Source organism: Promicromonospora umidemergens (genome assembly GCF_024171995.1).
Lineage (GTDB): Bacteria > Actinomycetota > Actinomycetes > Actinomycetales > Cellulomonadaceae > Promicromonospora > Promicromonospora umidemergens.
Genome location: NZ_JAMTCT010000030.1, coordinates 12,375 through 28,494 on the forward strand (window position 1 = coordinate 12,375; position 16,120 = coordinate 28,494).

The window sequence follows — 16,120 nt, forward strand, 5'->3', positions numbered from 1 at the left end:
CGCCGCTGGTAGGTGGGGCAGAAGGTGCTGAACAGGTTCCGATCCGAATGAACGCGGCGTCAATTGCCTTGAACACAGTTCGTTCCCTTCGCAGAGCGTGGGAGCCGGTCGGGAGCCAGCCCCCACGCCAGGGCGGTCAGTGCGGATCTACTGCGGTACTACTGGGGACTGCTGCAGAGCTACTTGGGGCAACTGGTGCAGGCGGTCTCGCAGGTCGTGCCGCAGTTGTCGTTGGTGAGCTGGTAGAGGTCCTCGACGATCGGGCCGGACTCCACGACGCGGATGTCCAGGTCGAACCCGGTGCTGGCCACGGGGGTGACCGGGGTGCCGCTCAGCGGCGAGTACGCGGGGGCGGGGCTCAGGGGCATCACCATGTTTGGTTCCTCCTTGTTCGGTACTGCTTGAGTGGTGTTCGCGCAGGTGCCCGAGTCAGGACTCCTGCGGCGCGGGCCAGGTGATGGCCACACGGTTACGGGGCCGGTCCAGGACCCGCGCACGACCGTTGGTGCTGATCGCGTCGTCAGGGGTACCGGCGGGGTAGACGGCGATGGTCGCGTCGAGGTTGCTCTCGTCCCAGGTGCTGATCAGGGTGACGAGCCGGTCGGCCATCTCCTGGTCGCGAGGGCCGTGGCCGATGGCGCCGAACCGTAGGCCGTCGTCGAACCTGCGCAGCGAGAGATAGGCGAACGAGGTGCCGGCCTCGTCGAGGATCGTCGGCAGGCCCAGCGGCCAGGCGTGAGCGATCAGTCCGGCCTCGGCGGCGGCCTTGGTCGCGGTGATGATCCCGAACATCGGCTCGTTGACCATCAGCCACAGGTGCAGCCCGTCAAACCGCTCCACGCCGGTCACCTCGCCCCATGCCTCCACGCGCGGCTGTGACAGGGAGTCGCGGAGTGCGCCGGGGTCGATGGGGAGGTCGGAGTCGATCAGGAGCGTCACGCCGTCGGCCAGCTCCAGGTACCTCTCGGCCGGGCTGGCCGCACCACGCATGGGAACGAACTGCGCCAGCTCGTACTCGCCGCTCACCAGACCGGCGCCCTGCCGGTGCAGCACGACGACCCGGGTGATGCCCCGCATCCGCAGGGGCACAATGATCCGGCCCTCGGGCGCGAGCTGCTCGATCCACGCCGGCGGCAGGTCGGCTACCGAGGTGGTGACCACGATCCGGTCGTACGGTGCGTGCTGCGGGACGCCAGAATCGGCGTCAGCCAGGACCACGTTCACGCGCTCGTACCCAGCTCGGGCGAGGTACTGGACACTGCGCTCAGTCACGCGAGGGTCGATGTCGACCGTGGTGATCTGCCCGTCCGGGCCGACCAGCTCGGCCAGCAGCGCCGCGTTGTAGCCGCCCGAGCCGACCTCGAGAACCCGCATGCCCGGACTGATCTGGGCTTGTTCGAGCATCAGCGCCTGGATATCGACGGCTGAGATCATGCTGACCGCGACACCGGTCTCGTCCAGGGTGCGGTGCAGCACTGTCCGCAACGCGTACGCCGACTCCAACTCGTCCTCGGGCCCGAACACGTGCCGTGGGACAGCCCTGAGCGCGGCGACTACCCCCGGGCTGCGCAGCACACCCGACGTCTGCAACGCGCTGACCATGCCCTCCCGCAGTTCCTGGGCCTGCTCGCTGTCAACGGGTCCGTCGGACACGTACGTCTGCTCCGTCATCTCATCCCTCTCGTGATCGCAGTTCTTGGTGGTGTGGCATTCGTGGTCCGAGCGGACCTGCGGTCAAGAGTGGCCGCAGCACAGGCACCGCGCCTGTCTCCTCGGTGGTGCCGGTTGCCTCGTCGTCTGGGGCACTGCGCGGTTGCGCGACGCAGCTAAAGGTCACTCAGGGGAAGTTCGAAACCGGCCGGACCGTCACCGGTGACGCTGCGCCATTGGGCGCGACGCCTGCCCTCGTCCCCGCGCGGGTAGGGCAGCCCAGCCTCTAGTGCTGCCTTCTCGATCGCGCGCATCGTTGTCCCGACGCCAGATGGGACCGGTCCGTGGCGCACCCAGTGCCCGCTTTGGAGGGCCCAGGTTTCGCACCGGGCCAAGTCCGGCCCGGTGCCGTGCCAAACCCGTAGCACGACCGGGCCCGGCGCGGTCCGCTCGGCGGTCGCGAGCTGCGCAGCCAGCGGTGACAACGCACCGTCCACGGCCGGGACGAGCGATGCAAGGATCGGCAGGACTCCGGCCTGGCCAATGGTGCCGGTCACCTGATCCGCAGCGCTAAGCACGATGGCGGGCGCCTGCCCCATTGCAACTGAGCGTCCGGCCCAGGCGAGCATGTCCAGGTCGTTCACTCCGTCACCCACTGCCACCGTGCGCTTTGCGGGCACGTCAAGTTGGGCGCGCACGACTTCGAGTGCGACGGCCTTATTCACGGCAGGGGCCGTGACGTCGAGCCAGTCCGGTCCTTGCGGTGCCACTGTGACCCCAGTGGCATGCAGCGCCTCTGCGTACCGGCGAACACCGGGAGCGACGAGCGCGAGGCGAGTGACTGGCTCGGCCATCAGATCTGGCAGCAGCACCGTCTTCTGCTGCCCATTGAGCTCACTGGGCTCGAACGCACCGCTGGTGCGCCACCCCCATCCGATCTCCTCGACCGCGATCCGGACGCTCGGAGCGACGTCCAGGGCACGGCGGATCACGGGCCGCGGTTCGAACATCCGGGCCTCGACAACGTCGTAGCCCGACGGCGCAGCCCGGTCGAGGCGAACGGTCACGGCCCCGTTCGAGCACACCGCCCAGCCGGTAGTGAGTCCCAGTCTCGTGGCGATCGGCAGCAGCCCGGCCAGCGACCTCCCAGTGGCGAGCACGACGTCGTGCCCAGCTGCGCGGACCAGATCCAGCAATTCGACCGTCCCGGAGGCGATCCGCCGGTCGCCGTCCACCAGCGTGCCGTCGATATCGAGGGCAACCAGGGCTCGCATGCACGTCGTCGTCGCGGTGGTCATCGGGCCACCACCTGACGCAGGGCCGACCGCACCTGGATCTCCAGGCCTTCAACCAGCCCGGTCCAGAGTGTGTGCCCAGGGACGAACATGCGATGGTCCAGCGGGAAGTCGCAGCCCAGGGCACGCGCGATCTGCTCGCCCTGGTTGAGGTCCACGGGCTGCAGACAGATCCTGCCGCGGGTGAGCGTCACGATCTCGATGTGATCTGCCCCGACGGTTCGCAGCACCCGCGCGGTGGTCGCCATCGCTGCTTCCAGCCGCGAAGCCATGTCGGCTCCGTCGTTCTCACTGGATGTGCTCATGGTGCTCTCCAGAACGTGTGGTGGCTTCGATGCCTGGAACGCTATGGGCGGCAGCCACACGGCAGTCCAGCCTCGTGCGCATAACTTGTATGCGCGCACCGCATCCGCCCTTCTCCCGCGCGTACGCTGACACCAGCCAAGTGATTGCCGTCACAGAGGGGGTGGAGTCGTTGCTGGATACGACCACAGCGCTCGTGCGCTACTGCACCCGCTGTGCCGCGCGCGTCGCGACCGACAACTCTTCCTCGATGTGCTCGGCCTGCGCCCGTTCGGCTCAGACCGGTCCGGGCGGTTCTCCGCAGTTGGACCGCTCGTTCTGGGAGACGGACCTCATGCGCGACGCCCTGGCGAGCCAGGACATGGGCGTGGTCGTGGCCGCATATCGACGTCACCCTCGTCATGGACGGCGTGCCCTCGCGCAGAGCCTCGTTGCCGGGTGGCTAGGGATCACCCAGGGACAGCTCAGCCGTATCGAGTCCGGCCGGAACAAGATCCGGGACATCGACCGGCTCCGCGACTACGCGTCGGTTCTCCACATCCCTCACGAGCTGCTCTGGTTCGCCACTGCGGACCCGTCGCCGTCGCGAGAACGTCGTCCGAAGCCGATGAATCTCCCCGGTGGGGTGCCTCGCCCGGCGACAAGTCACGCCACAGACGCCGCGCTGGCGGACTCGCTGCTGGCGACCTTGCGGCAGTACTCGACCACCGACAACATGACCGGCCCTGCCCCGATGCTTCCTCTGGCCGAGGCGCAGGCCACTTTCATCAACTCACTCCTTGCGGACGCCGGCCCGTCACGCAAGCAGCTCCTGTACGTCGGTGCGCGGTTCGCGGAGTTCATCGGTTGGCTGAACCAGGACAGCGGCAACATCCGGGCCGCCATGACGTGGTCGAACCGTGCCCTGGACATGGCTACCGAGATCAAGCGCCCGGGCCTCATCTCCTACATCCTGATGCGCAAGAGCAACATCGCATTCGACGCTGGCCGCCCTGACGTCGTCCTCGAACTTGCACGGGCCGCTGCCGAGGTCCCCGGCGAACTCACCTCACGGATGCGGGCACTCGCGGCCCGTCAGGAGGCGCACGCCCACGCTCTGTTAGGGGATCAGGACGCCTGCGCACACGCGCTCGACCGCGCTTTCGAGCTGGCGACCGCGCCCACCCAGGACACCGACATCGCACGCTACTGCACCCCCAGCTACATCGAGATGGAAGCCGCCCACTGTTGGGTCGAGCTCGAAAAGCCAGAAAGGGCGCTCGGCGCGCTCCAGCAGGGACTGGCGGAGTGGCGACCCGAATTCCGCCGCGACCTTGGACTCGGACTCGCACGGTTCGCCGTCGCCCACGCCCGAACCGGGGAGCCTGACGACGCCCTAGATATCGCGATGGAGGCCGTCCGGATCCTCAGCGAGACAGGCTCAGTCCGCACCGCAAAGCAGCTGTACCGGGCATCATCGATCCTGCACACCACGGGTGCTCGTAGCGAGGGGGCTGACCTGCGGCACTCTCTTCAGACGACGTTGCGTCTGAGAGGATGACGCGACCCCACGAGAGGACCGCAGAAGTGAGTTTCATGCCCCGGGTAACCGCGACCGACGCTGCTCGCCAGGGCGCCCGGATCGCGGTTCTACCGATAGGCAGCTTCGAGCAGCACGGAGACCACCTCCCCCTGGCTACGGACACGATGGTCGCTACCCTGATCGCCGAAAGGGTCAGCGAGCGGTACGGGCTTCTTAACCTCCCGCCAGTGGCGATCTCCTGTTCGCACGAGCACGAAGGCATGCCGGGGCTGGCAGGCACGGTGAGCGTCAGCCCGGCCACGCTGATGGCGATCGTCAATGACGTGCGCCGATCGCTACAGCGTGCGGGCATTCACAACCTGGTCCTGGTGAACGCGCACGGCGGCAACTACACGCTGTCCAACCTCGCTCAAGAAGCGAATGTCGAGAGCGCCGCGGTGGCGCTGTTCCCCGGAAACGAGGACTGGAAGGCAGCCCGGGCAACGGCCGGGATCGTGACTGGCGGCAGGGCCGACATGCATGCCGGCGAGCTCGAGACCTCGATCCTCATGCACGCCTTCCCTGACTCCGTCGGAGACACGTACGCGAATAACGACCACGACTCGCCGTCACGTAACCACCTCACCACCCTGGGGATGAAGGCCTACACGACTTCCGGAGTGATCGGGATGCCCTCGCTCGCGACCGCAGCCAAGGGGCAGGCCGTCATCGAAGCACTGGTGGATCGGTTCGCCGGATGTCTCAGCCTGTTCGACGACGACCACCCGACCCGGAGGGCCATCAATGGCTGAGCGCCTACCCTTTGTGCTGCTCTCCGTCGCGGTGTCGCTCGACGGGTACATCGACGACAACCATCCCGAACGGCTGCGGTTGTCGAACCTTGCCGACTTCGACCGCGTGGACGAAGAGCGCAAGGGAGTCGACGCGATCCTCATCGGGGCCAATACCGTGCGCCGCGACAACCCGCGCCTGGTGGTCAAGTCCGAAGAACGTCGCGCTCAGCGGGTCGCCGCCGGCAAGCCTGCCTACCCGATCAAGGTGACGATCACGGCGAGCGGCGACCTTGATCCCGGATCAAAGTTCTTCGGAACCGTGGACGCCGAGAAGATCGTGTACACGACCGACGCCGCCGAAGCGACGGTCAAGGAGCGGCTTGGCAACGTCGCCACCGTCGTCGCGCTCGGCGAGACCGTGACACCAGCAGCTGTCCTCGAGGACCTCGCCGCGCGCGGAGTCGAGCGAATCATGGTGGAAGGTGGCGGACACATTCACACCGTGTTCCTGACCGCCGACCTCGTCGACGAGCTCCAGATCGTGTTCGCCCCGATCTTCGTCGGCCAGAACAGCGCACCGCGCTTCGTTCACGACGGTGTGTTCCCCCAGGACTTCCGCAACCGCATGAATCTGATCGAGACGCGCGCAGTTGGCGACTGTGCCCTCCTGCGCTACCGGCCGATCCGATGACGGCCGCCAACGCTCCAGACGATCGTCGGCGCCTGGAGGAGGCCATCGCTCTGGCGAGCAGGTGCACGCCGAAGGCCACCTCATTCTGCGTCGGCGCGACCATCGTGGACGCCGACGGGACCGTGCTGGCGACCGGCTACTCGGGGAGGTTTGACCCCCACGACCACGCCGAAGAGACAGCGCTGAACGAGCTCGACGACGCGGGCCGTGCCCGGCTCACCACCGCAACCCTCTACACCTCGCTCGAACCGTGCAGCAGTCGAGCGAGCCGGCCCGTTACCTGCACCGAGCACATCCTGCGAGCGGGGATACCACGCGTCGTCTTCGCCTTGTCCGAACCCGACCTCTTCGTGGACTGCGTCGGCGCCGCGACTCTACGAGCAGCCGGAGTTGACGTCATCCAGTTCGAAGACCTCGCCCACGCCGCGTGGGGCGCAAACCAGCACCTGGATCGTTAACACCGGATCCGTCGTTCGGACCCGCGTCGCTTGTCAGTTCCTCAGCCAGGCTGAGCCAGCTCCCAATCGGTCCATGTCTCGAACCCGCCTCGGCTTCAGAACCCGGGTGCTTCCATGCCTCCGTTGTCCCGTCGGCGGGGCGGCCCTGCTGGAGAGGGCCAGGGCTCGGTCCTCGTTGGCTTGGGCTTGGTTCGCACTGGCGACTCTTGCCGCATGGCCTCGAATGCGGTGGCCGGTCGGGTGAGGTCGGGCGGGGTCCACCGGTCTTCGGGGTCGTCCTGGAGGTAGAAGGGTGTGCCTCCGGGCTCGGGAGCTCCGATGGTGAGGGCACCCTGGACGTAGGGCCGTTCGTACGGGTCCTGGATGTACCCGGCCGGGGGCGTGGCCGCGATGTGCTCAGCGATCTCGCGTTCCTCGCCACTGACCGCGGGTCTCGTGTCGCCGACCTTTGCCGCGAGCCGCTGGTACGCAGCGATTCCGTCGATGGCCCAGCGCGCAAGGTCGTAGACCTCCATGCGGAGCACACTCATGAACTGAGCGGGCGCGGGAGCGCCAGCTGTCCGGGCCCTGGCTTCCAGTGTGCCGGCTCTCTCTTCTTCTACAAGCATTGCCAGGAGCTGGCCGCGAGCTTCAAACCTGCCGTAGGCGGTGATGGCGGCCAAGCGCGCTTCGAGGACTCGTCCGTATCCGCCGGTGAACCAGGCTGCGGCGACCGGAGTTCGTTCGGTTCGGCCGGGAAGTACCTGGGTGCTGGTGTTCTTCAGCACGCCACGCTGGATCGCTCCGACGGGTGTGGAGGTGGCGGCCGGGACGGCGCTGACTTCCAGGGGGTAGAGGATCTCTACCGGTGAGACCCCGAGCGCAGCCGCGAGCACGGTGACGTCTTGCAGGTAGATCTTCTCCCGGGGCCTGGTCTCCAGGTTCGCGATGCTCGCGCGAGCCATCGGATAGCCCAGCGCGACAGTACGGTCCGCGATCTCCTGCGTCGACAAGCCCGCGGCCAAGCGTGCGGCTCGCAGACGCTCGCCGATCCCCGCCGTCCAGGAACTCGACCACGCGTCGCCGGACTGCTGGACGGATTGCTCGCCAGAGTCAGGGCGCTTGGGCACAGTCGGGTGCGGCATGCGCACCAGGTTACTCACGGAGCGCACAATCACAACACCCACCTCCTTGTTGTGTATGCCTTGCACATTTCTGGATCTGGACCTAACGTAGTACACACGCCGGGCTCGCCGTGTGTGCGCCTTGGCCGAGGACCGATGATGAGCGACGAGACCACGGGCGCAGTCCGGACGGCAGGGCCGGACCGCCACCCCGAACCGCAGCCCGCCAAGGTTCTCGAGCGCTCGGACAGCGCAGTCTCGGCTCTCGCTCCCGCCGACCAGGAGAAGCTGGGCGACCTCGATGTTCGGCCGGAGTTCGCTACCCCAGAAGGGCTCCGTGCCCTGCTCGACCGCCTCGCCGAGGCGGGACCGGGGTCGTGGGCTGCTTCTCCGGAAGCGACGGCGCTGCTGGCGTACTGCGCCGACCGGTACGTGCACCTAGCGCGCAAGCATCACGCCTCCGGACACGATGCCGCCGTCGCAGCGTTCGAAGCACTCCGCAGCGTGTCCGTGCGACGCTCACGGAACCCATGGGCAGTGGTCACCACAGCGGTGGCCCGCACGCTGCGGGCCGAGGCCCGCGCCGACGACCTGCTGTGCTCCCGGGACCGCGCACGTCGGCTGATGGCCCGCACCGACCTGCCACCAGCCTGGCGCATCGGTAACCCCTCCGCCCCGACCCCGACTCCCGGCACCGAACCGGCGCCCTGGCTCGAACTCGCTCTGGCCACCACACGCTCCGACCTCGCGGGAGCCTGCGATCTCGACCCGGCTACAGCCCTGGTCGTGGGTCAGGTCCGGGCCGCGACCCGGACGACGGTCGCGGTCCTTGTGGCGGTCGGATGGCCGAACGACGTGGCCCGGCTCGGGCTGGAGCACATCACCACGACTCTGACGTCGGCCGGTGGCGTCCCTACAGCGCGCGAACGGCTGCGCAAGGACCGCCAACCAGCGACAGCACTGGACATCGACCAGCCCACCTGGACCCGTCTCGTCTCGGCCGTGCTCGGCACACCGACCCGGAACGGGCTCCTGCATCGCCTCCTGGCCGGCGACACTGCGCACCAGGTGATCACGGACGACGCGCACGACCTCACGCCCCCACGTCACGTCGACCAGCGGGAGGCTGGGCATGCCGCATGAAGACCTCAGCGACGGGCTGCGACTGGACCGCGCGATCGACTCCATCACCGTCGGGTACCGGCACCGGCGCGAGGTCGGCGACCTGTCCGCGCTGTGTGACTCGATCACGCGTAGCGGGCTGCTGAGCCCCCTGACCGTCACCCCCGATGGACTGCTGCTGTGCGGGTGGCGACGCCTGGAAGCCGTCCGACTACTCGGCTGGAAGACCGTTCCAGTGTTCGTCCGCCGCGCCTCAGCCGGACTGCGTGACGTGATCGCCGAGCACGACGAGAACACGATCCGCGAGCCCCTGCCGCTTCAGGCCGCCGAGGAGCTGTACCGCGAGTACAAGACCATCGAGACCGAACAAGCCACCCACCGGCAGCACGCGACCCGCTTCCACACCGTCAAAGACCTGAACGGCGGAAGCTCGAACGACGGGGGCAAAAGGGACAACACGGGTCCCGCCGAATCGGCGGGACCGTCACAGCACACCCTGCCTGCACGGCACGGTGACGCGCGCGCCAAGGCCGCCCAGATCGTTACTGGCGCCAAGTCCTACACCCGCCTCGAACACACCGGACGGATCAAGGACACCCGCGACGACCCCGCCATGCCCGCCCACATCCGCGCCATGGCCGAGACCGCCTGGCACGACATCACCACAAACGGCGCCTCCCCGGAGAAGCAGTGGAAGCAGATTCGCGGAGCCATCAACGAACACCACGCCACCGATGCCAAGCCCCCGGCAAACGACAGCGAGGACCATCCCGCTGAGCTGGCCGCCATCGCCCAGGCCGCGCTCGCCCGGCCACGTACACCACGCACTCCGACACCTCCGCCCGACGACGCCAGCACCGCAACGGAGCTGGGCACGGCGCGGCCGCTAACCGCGCTCGTCGCAGACCTCGACGAGTGGATCAACCAGGCCGACGCCGATGCTCTCGCCGTGACCGCGAACAGCAGTGACCTCACCCGCCTGCACCGGGCGACCGAACGCCTCGACTATCTCTGCACCCGCATCCACGCCGCCCGCCGCAAGCGCCACCCCGCGCTCCGGCGTCAGAAACCCACCGGAACACAGGGTCACGTCGTCAACGAAGAACAGCCTCCGCTCTGGTAGCTAAGCCCTAGATGCGCTGGGTCTACCGGTTGGCGGCGCCCGGCGGCCAAGCGCCAACGCCATCCGTGGCTGAGTCCTGGCCCTACGGATCGCCCTGTACGCTCCGGCTCGCTCCACGAGCACTGCGGCCGCTGCGGTGCCCTTGATGCACGACTCGAGCCGCATGTCTGCAAGCCACGGGCCCGTGGCCAATGCCACTCCGCGCCTCGCACCGCGTGAGGATCGAACCACGTCATGCCAGGGGGGAATCAATTGTGCGCGGATCAAAGGGGCCTCGACAGGAGTGTGCGGAACTCGATGGCCTTCGGCCACTTCCGCTCCGATCCAAATGTCACCCGCTCTGCCGTCCAGCAGCCCGACGGGATCTCGCTGACAGCCCGTAGCCTCAAACTCTGATCACGGAGCGCTCCACTCCAGGGTCCAGCCGTTCGATGGACGAGGCTCACCGTTGTTCGCGCGAAGGAGTCAGGGCGGAAATGGACCACTACACGAGCTCTTCTCCGGGACCGCGGGACCGTGCGCTCGCCTGGCGCAGGTCCGCGAGGCGTACGGCCGGATCCGCTTGACTAGAGCCCATGGGAGAACTAGTGCGCAAAGCGCCAAAGGCGATGTCCCCTAGCAGGCAGGTGCGGATTAAATGACCGATGCAACCACCGAAGATCTTATGATCGAAATACGGGATTGCAACAGCATCTCCGAAGCAACGATCACACTTCGGAAATCAGCGCTGAACATCAAATATGGTGCTAACGGTGTCGGAAAAAGTACGATCGCTCGCGCACTCCAGTTGCGCGCTCAAGGAGACGGCTCCCTCGATTCGCTCGTGCCATTCAAACATCGTGGAGTCGATGGCGCCCCGTCGCCTGAGGTTGTCGGCGCCGACACAATCAAGACGGTGCTCGTCTTCGACGACGATTATGTATCACGGTTTGTATTTCAGCCCGATGAGGTGCTGAAGAACAGCTTTGAAGTCTTCATCAATACCGACGAGTACAAGCAGGGTCTCGTTCAAATCGACTCGCTTTTCCAAGCCCTCAAAGATACTTTCTCCCAACAGGAGGAATTCGACGCCGCTTTGACCGCGTTCACCGCGTTGCGCGATGCTTTCGGTGTAACCAAAACTGGCGCGATCGCAAAGAATAGCCGGGGGTTCAAGGCTATAGGGATGGGTGGAAAAATGGCGCACGTCCCCGAACCCCTACAAGGCTACAAACAGTTCCTGGACAGCGATGATCCTGCCACCTGGATCACCTGGCAGTCCAAGGGGAAAACCTTCCTCGACCTCTCGGAGAACTGCCCGTTTTGCTCCAACTCGGGTGTAGATAAAGCGACTGCAAAACAAGTCTCGGCAGTTTATGAGTCTGCGGCGGTCAAAAATCTGAGCGCACTTCGCCAGGTGGTCGACCAGCTCGGGGACTACTTCGAGGACAGCAAACGTGAACTTCTGCAGGGCCTACTCACCTCCCTCGGGGAGCTCTCCCCGGAGCAGAGCATCTTCCTTACCAACCTCCGCGAACAAGTTCAAACCTTCCTAGGAAAGTTGACGGATCTCCGCGCACTCTCATTTCACACCCTCCGGGATACCGATGACGTCAGTGCACTTCTTCTAGACCTCAAGATCGACCTTCCACTACTCGACGCGCTCAACTCCGAGAAGTCAGCATCGGTCGTGAGGTTGATCAATAACAAGCTCGACGAGATTGCAGGGCGGATTGACGAGCTGCGCGCCGAACTCGGGAAGCAGAACCGTCGGGTGGCCGACCTTATAAGGACGAACCAGGATGCGGTCAATGAGTTCCTGCGCTCAGCAGGTTATCGGTACACCGTAAAGATCGAGAAGACCAACGACTCGTACAAGATGATTGTGGAGCATGAGGACTCCGCAGGCCACATTGAATCGGCGGGCCGCCACCTGAGCTACGGAGAAAGAAACGCTTTCGCACTCGTCCTCTTCATGCACCATGTGCGGAAGGAAAAGCCGGATCTCGTTGTGCTGGACGACCCCGTGTCGAGCTTCGACAAGACGAAAAAGTACGCGATCCTCCACCAGTTATTCCACGGAAAGAGCAGCATCCGCGAGTTCACGACGCTGCTACTGACCCACGACATCGAACCGGCGATCGACATCGTGCTTAACCCCACCTCAGGGCAGTTTGCCATGATGAAGCCAATCGCACACTTCCTTCACAGCCGCGCCGGCACGGTCCGGGAATCTCGCATCGATAAGCATCACATTTCAACTTTCTCCCAGATCTGCCTGACCAACATCGAAGCGTCGTCCGACGACGCCATAAAGTGCATCTACCTCCGCCGCTTCTATGAAGCGCATGGGGAATTTGGAGACGAGTACCACATTCTGTCGAGCCTGCTACATGTTCGAGACGTCGCCGAAGTTAAGGGGGCAGACGGCGAGTTCGCCCCTATGACAGCGGACCGTCTTGCCGCTGGCACGGAGAAGGTTCGGCAGCACATCCCCGCGCTTGACTATGGCAAAGTCGTGCAGGAACTCAAAGACCCGGCGATCGTGAAGGCGAAGTTCGAAGCGACAGATGTCGGGTATGAGAAGGTACAGCTCTTCCGTCTCTTTCTCTCTGATAAGACTTGGATAAAGGGTGAAGATAGAGCCTTTCAGAAGTTCGTGAACGAGTCTTACCACATCGAGAACGAGTACCTGATGCAGTTGAATCCGCGCGAGTTTGATGCCGTTCCCGAACACGTAGTCAGGGAGTGCGAAGTTCGCCTGGCCGAAGCCATCAAATAGCGACCCCCGGGAACTCGCGAAAACGAGGAACGAGGTGCCGGAGCCTCTGGCCCACCGGTGTAGTCGCTCTTCGGCTCGCCTGACGCATCAGGCGCGGGCTCTCCGGTGCTGGGTCCGGCCTCTGGCTCTGCGGAAGCACGGGGTGTGTGTATTCCGTGTTTCCCGTCTCGTTGGCGGGCGCCTGGTGTCTACAGTCTTGTCGCAAGCGACGCCCTGCGCTCTGGCGGCAGAACCCGTCCGGAGCGCAGGGTCAGCCGTCAACGAAGCACAGCGTCCGCTCTGGTAGCCACCGCCTTCTCCCGCGACCCCATCCCGGATGCCGCAGCGACCTTGGCTCGCTTCAGCTTCGCGGCTTCCTCCTTGCCGATGTCGACCATCTCCTGCAGCACGGCCGACGTGTCCGGCGCCAAGCGCAGCCGCTCGATGTAGTGCCTCCCGGTAACCCCGGCGTCAATCTTGTGACCCAGCAATGCCGCCGCGTCCGCCGCCCGCATTCGCCGCGCGACAAAGGTCGCCGCGGTGGAGCGCAGCAGGTGTGGATGCACCTCACCGGCCATCTTCGCCAGAGCCAGCGCCGACCGGAGAGTGCGGCGCAGGTTGGCGGTCGTCTGCTCCCTCACTCGCTTGTCCTTGAATCGGCGCGAAGGAAATACCGGCATCTCTGCGCTCGTCACCACAGGGCGGATCTGCTCCAGCGACTCCACGACGAACGGCGGGATGATGATGACCCGCTCCCCCGCATCGGTCTTCGGCATGGGCTGCCGCACCGTGCCCTGCCCCTTCACGTCCGTCAGGGTCGCTTCCACGGCGATCGTCGGCAGCCCGTCCGGGGACAGGTTCACCTCGCCCCAGCGCAGCGCCATCACCTCTCCGATGCGCATCCCGGTCCCGAGCATTACATCGATCGCGGCCGGCAGTTGACCCGTCGGCTTCGGCCCCGGCTTGCCCTCGCGGTCTTTCTCCCACGCCCGGACCGCGGTCCGCAGGCGGTACACGTCCGTCACTGTCATCGCCTTGGGGTTCGGCTTCTTCCTCGCAGGCGCGATCGTCTTGCGCATCGGGTTGTCGCGAATCGCGTCGTGGACCACGGCCCGGTCGAGCACCATGCACAGAGCGGATCGCACCTGCAGCGTGGTGGTCACCATCTCCTGCCCCTTGGCCTGCCGCTCTTTGGACTTGCCCAGCTTCACGATCCCGTCCACGAACGCCTGGCACAGGGCAGGCGTGAGCTCGTTCAGTCGGCGCTTGCCCAGGGTTGGCACCACGTGGTTGCCCAGCAGCCGCTCGTACTCGTCCACAGTCTGTGGACGGATCGGCGGGCGCGGCCACTCCGAACGCACTCGCATCTCCGCGACCCACTGCCGGCACGCAAGCCCGACCTTCGAGTTGGGCTTCAGGTCGTCCGAGCCGCGGGCCGCGCTCAGTCGCTCCACGACCCCCTTCTGGACCTTCAACCGAGCCGCATCGTCCGTCGACGCGTTGCGGGATACCCACGTCTCCGTGCCGTCCCACAGGCACAACCGCGTGCGCCCACGCCACGTCTTCAGGCCGGTCTGCTGAAGAAAGATCTCACCGTGCTCGCCCGGTTCCAGCTTGTGCTTGCCCATGGCTCACCACCCCGACCCATCGGCACCCGCACCCGGGCCATCGGTGGTGTCGTCCGCGTCGTCGACGGCCCTGGCATCCTCCGCGCACGCCTTCAACCACGCCCGGACGTCAGCCTCCGCGAACAGCAGGTGTCGGCCGATCTTGTACGCCTTCGGAGCCCGGCCGTGCTTACGCCACGTGTAGACCGTGGCAGGGGTCGTACGCACGAACGCGCAGAGCTCGTCGAGGGTCCACATCGGGGTGCGGTCCAGTCGATCCTCGGGCTCTGCGCTCATACCCCTTAAGAGTCCAGCGGCCACCTTGAGCCACCTCGAACCATGGGCACTGAGCGGCACCCGTGGGCGCTCAAACCGTGTCACGAACCGTGTCATCCTCGTTGCACCATTCCTTCTCTAGGTGCCCTGCGAGGAACGTCGAAGGCCGCTGACCTGCTCTTTCGAGCGGTTCAGCGGCCTTCACCGGGTGGAGCTAGGGGGATTCGAACCCCCGACCTCTTCATTGCGAACGAAGCGCGCTACCAACTGCGCCATAGCCCCTCGGACTGCAGAAGACTAGCACTTCACCGCCGGTCCTCCGCAACTTGACGGGGTGTCGCACGGGTCACGAACACGCGACCCGCGCGACCTCACCGGCTATGTCACCCAGCGGCCCGGCGTCGCGCCAGGATCTCTTCCAGCGGCTTGCCCAGCGTCTCGGACTTCATCCGCGGCGGCTCGCCACGCGACAGCTCGTCGTCCTCGGCGACCGGGCCCGTAGCCGGCGCGGCGCCGGAAACCGGCACCGACGGCGGCGCGGAGGTAGGGCCGGCGGAGACCTGACGACCGGTACCGCTCGACGACGACGCCGAACCGGTGGGCGCCGTCGGACCCTTGGGTGCGGTCGACGAGGCCGGGAGCGCCGCGGGCTGACGCTGCGGTGCCGCAGGCTTGGTCACGTAGGTGGGCAGGGGAACCGGGACGGGGTCCCAGGCGCGCCCGCTCGGTACCGCGTCCCGCTTCGCCGGCTTCTCGTCCTCCGCCGTGCGCTCGGTCTTCGGGGCCGCCTTGGTCTCGTCCTCCACCGAGACCTCGATGACCTTCGGCTCCGCCGGGCCGTCGAGGATCTCGTCGAGCACGTCCTTGCGGGCGACCCGTGGGATCGCCTGCGTCTCGGTGCTCGAGCCGCGGGTGGCGAGGCCGGTGACCTGCGCGCGGTTACGCGGGGCGTACGGGCCACCGTTGGCAAGGGCTCGCGCCTGCGTGGCACGCTGCCGAGCGGCCCGCACGGTGGCCTGCCACCTGGCGTCCGCGCGTCGCGCAGCGCGGGCCGCACGGCGGCCCAGGAAGAGCACGAACAGCAGCATGGCCGACGGCGCGACGGCCGCGCCCCAGTGCAGCCGGTCGAGCCCGACGAGTGCCCAGCCGCCGATGCTGCACACCAGCAGGAGCGCCGAGACGATGAGGCGACGCCGCGCACGCGCAGCTCGCCGCGCACGCCGTTCGACCCGGCGGAGGCGCTCCGCCGTCAGCGGCCGGCCACGGACCATGATCTGGAGCGGGTGTCCCTTCGGGGTCGGACGAGCGACGCGCGGCACGCCCTGGCCGGTTCCCCGCGGCTTGCCGTCAGCAACCATCGCTCCTCCTCTCCTGTCGGAACCACTCATCGCGACGATGCGCAGCCCCACCGAAAACCGGTCCGTCACCCGCGATTCCGCGAGCTCTGACCGATGGCG

General features: G+C 66.5%; 15 protein-coding genes and 1 tRNA gene. 7 read left to right on the forward strand and 9 right to left on the reverse strand.

The features are described from left to right. Positions 1 to 179: 179 nt before the first annotated feature. The 4 genes from APR04_RS27540 to APR04_RS27555 form a co-directional block, all read right to left on the reverse strand. Positions 180 to 374, reverse strand: coding sequence for an FxLD family lanthipeptide (locus APR04_RS27540; RefSeq protein ID WP_253877173.1), 195 nt, complete (start codon positions 372 to 374; stop codon positions 180 to 182). Positions 375 to 429: 55 nt separating this feature from the next. Then, a complete protein-coding gene (gene fxlM, locus APR04_RS27545; RefSeq protein WP_253877175.1) occupies positions 430 to 1,671 on the reverse strand; it encodes a methyltransferase, FxLD system in 1,242 nt (413 codons plus the stop codon). A 155-nt stretch (positions 1,672 to 1,826) separates the two neighbouring features. Then, positions 1,827 to 2,948, reverse strand: a complete 1,122-nt coding sequence (locus APR04_RS27550; RefSeq protein ID WP_253877177.1) for an HAD family hydrolase — start codon at positions 2,946 to 2,948, stop codon at positions 1,827 to 1,829. Further along, positions 2,945 to 3,250 (reverse strand): hypothetical protein, encoded by a 306-nt coding sequence (locus APR04_RS27555; RefSeq protein WP_253877179.1) that lies wholly within the window; start codon positions 3,248 to 3,250, stop codon positions 2,945 to 2,947. The genes APR04_RS27550 and APR04_RS27555 overlap by 4 nt, the downstream gene beginning before the upstream one ends. A gap of 89 nt (positions 3,251 to 3,339) precedes the next feature. On the opposite strand from APR04_RS27555, the gene APR04_RS27560 reads away from it, so the two are divergent. The 4 genes from APR04_RS27560 to APR04_RS27575 are packed head-to-tail and all read left to right on the forward strand — an operon-like array spanning position 3,340 to position 6,692. Continuing rightward, positions 3,340 to 4,788 carry a helix-turn-helix domain-containing protein gene (locus APR04_RS27560; RefSeq protein WP_253877181.1) on the forward strand — a complete coding sequence of 483 codons (1,449 nt, stop codon included), beginning with the start codon at positions 3,340 to 3,342 and terminating at the stop codon, positions 4,786 to 4,788. Between the two features lie 35 nt (positions 4,789 to 4,823). Next, positions 4,824 to 5,561, forward strand: a complete 738-nt coding sequence (locus tag APR04_RS27565; protein WP_253877264.1) for a creatininase family protein — start codon at positions 4,824 to 4,826, stop codon at positions 5,559 to 5,561. Next, positions 5,554 to 6,234: a RibD family protein gene (locus APR04_RS27570; protein WP_253877183.1), complete on the forward strand. Its 681-nt coding sequence runs from the start codon at positions 5,554 to 5,556 to the stop codon at positions 6,232 to 6,234. Before APR04_RS27565 ends, APR04_RS27570 begins: the two co-directional genes overlap by 8 nt. Continuing rightward, the gene (locus APR04_RS27575; protein ID WP_253877188.1) at positions 6,231 to 6,692 is read left to right on the forward strand and encodes a deaminase; all 462 of its coding nucleotides are present in this window, start codon (positions 6,231 to 6,233) and stop codon (positions 6,690 to 6,692) included. Before APR04_RS27570 ends, APR04_RS27575 begins: the two co-directional genes overlap by 4 nt. A 95-nt stretch (positions 6,693 to 6,787) precedes the next feature. Here the strand turns inward: APR04_RS27575 and APR04_RS27580 are convergent, their stop codons facing one another. Next, positions 6,788 to 7,816, reverse strand: coding sequence for a helix-turn-helix domain-containing protein (locus APR04_RS27580; protein ID WP_253877190.1), 1,029 nt, complete (start codon positions 7,814 to 7,816; stop codon positions 6,788 to 6,790). A 138-nt stretch (positions 7,817 to 7,954) separates the two neighbouring features. Here APR04_RS27580 and APR04_RS27585 point away from each other — a divergent pair, with 138 nt between their 5' ends. From APR04_RS27585 to APR04_RS27595, 3 genes are all read left to right on the forward strand, one after another. Next, positions 7,955 to 8,938, forward strand: coding sequence for a hypothetical protein (locus tag APR04_RS27585; RefSeq protein WP_253877192.1), 984 nt, complete (start codon positions 7,955 to 7,957; stop codon positions 8,936 to 8,938). Further along, the gene (locus tag APR04_RS27590; protein ID WP_253877194.1) at positions 8,928 to 10,040 is read left to right on the forward strand and encodes a ParB N-terminal domain-containing protein; all 1,113 of its coding nucleotides are present in this window, start codon (positions 8,928 to 8,930) and stop codon (positions 10,038 to 10,040) included. The genes APR04_RS27585 and APR04_RS27590 overlap by 11 nt, the downstream gene beginning before the upstream one ends. 637 nt (positions 10,041 to 10,677) lie before the next feature. Then, positions 10,678 to 12,801, forward strand: a complete 2,124-nt coding sequence (locus APR04_RS27595) for an AAA family ATPase (RefSeq protein WP_253877196.1) — start codon at positions 10,678 to 10,680, stop codon at positions 12,799 to 12,801. Positions 12,802 to 13,058: 257 nt separating this feature from the next. Here the strand turns inward: APR04_RS27595 and APR04_RS27600 are convergent, their stop codons facing one another. The 4 genes from APR04_RS27600 to APR04_RS27615 form a co-directional block, all read right to left on the reverse strand. After that, positions 13,059 to 14,408 (reverse strand): tyrosine-type recombinase/integrase, encoded by a 1,350-nt coding sequence (locus tag APR04_RS27600; protein WP_253877198.1) that lies wholly within the window; start codon positions 14,406 to 14,408, stop codon positions 13,059 to 13,061. A 3-nt stretch (positions 14,409 to 14,411) separates the two neighbouring features. Beyond that, positions 14,412 to 14,684 (reverse strand): helix-turn-helix transcriptional regulator, encoded by a 273-nt coding sequence (locus APR04_RS27605; protein WP_253877200.1) that lies wholly within the window; start codon positions 14,682 to 14,684, stop codon positions 14,412 to 14,414. A gap of 188 nt (positions 14,685 to 14,872) precedes the next feature. Beyond that, positions 14,873 to 14,945: transfer RNA gene (locus APR04_RS27610), tRNA-Ala, on the reverse strand. A 101-nt stretch (positions 14,946 to 15,046) separates the two neighbouring features. Then, positions 15,047 to 16,021: a hypothetical protein gene (locus APR04_RS27615; RefSeq protein ID WP_253877202.1), complete on the reverse strand. Its 975-nt coding sequence runs from the start codon at positions 16,019 to 16,021 to the stop codon at positions 15,047 to 15,049. Positions 16,022 to 16,120: the final 99 nt, after the last annotated feature.

Coding starts and splice junctions, on each gene's coding strand:
- APR04_RS27540 (WP_253877173.1), bottom strand. CDS start 374: ATGGTGATGCCCCTGAGCCCCGCCCCCGCGTACTCGCCGCTGAGCGGC.
- APR04_RS27560 (WP_253877181.1), top strand. CDS start 3,340: ATGCGCGCACCGCATCCGCCCTTCTCCCGCGCGTACGCTGACACCAGC.
- APR04_RS27580 (WP_253877190.1), bottom strand. CDS start 7,816: ATGCCGCACCCGACTGTGCCCAAGCGCCCTGACTCTGGCGAGCAATCC.
- APR04_RS27600 (WP_253877198.1), bottom strand. CDS start 14,408: ATGGGCAAGCACAAGCTGGAACCGGGCGAGCACGGTGAGATCTTTCTT.
- APR04_RS27595 (WP_253877196.1), top strand. CDS start 10,678: ATGACCGATGCAACCACCGAAGATCTTATGATCGAAATACGGGATTGC.
- APR04_RS27590 (WP_253877194.1), top strand. CDS start 8,928: ATGCCGCATGAAGACCTCAGCGACGGGCTGCGACTGGACCGCGCGATC.
- APR04_RS27585 (WP_253877192.1), top strand. CDS start 7,955: ATGAGCGACGAGACCACGGGCGCAGTCCGGACGGCAGGGCCGGACCGC.
- APR04_RS27575 (WP_253877188.1), top strand. CDS start 6,231: ATGACGGCCGCCAACGCTCCAGACGATCGTCGGCGCCTGGAGGAGGCC.
- APR04_RS27555 (WP_253877179.1), bottom strand. CDS start 3,250: ATGAGCACATCCAGTGAGAACGACGGAGCCGACATGGCTTCGCGGCTG.
- APR04_RS27565 (WP_253877264.1), top strand. CDS start 4,824: ATGCCCCGGGTAACCGCGACCGACGCTGCTCGCCAGGGCGCCCGGATC.
- APR04_RS27615 (WP_253877202.1), bottom strand. CDS start 16,021: ATGGTTGCTGACGGCAAGCCGCGGGGAACCGGCCAGGGCGTGCCGCGC.
- APR04_RS27605 (WP_253877200.1), bottom strand. CDS start 14,684: ATGAGCGCAGAGCCCGAGGATCGACTGGACCGCACCCCGATGTGGACC.
- fxlM (WP_253877175.1), bottom strand. CDS start 1,671: ATGACGGAGCAGACGTACGTGTCCGACGGACCCGTTGACAGCGAGCAG.
- APR04_RS27570 (WP_253877183.1), top strand. CDS start 5,554: ATGGCTGAGCGCCTACCCTTTGTGCTGCTCTCCGTCGCGGTGTCGCTC.
- APR04_RS27550 (WP_253877177.1), bottom strand. CDS start 2,948: ATGACCACCGCGACGACGACGTGCATGCGAGCCCTGGTTGCCCTCGAT.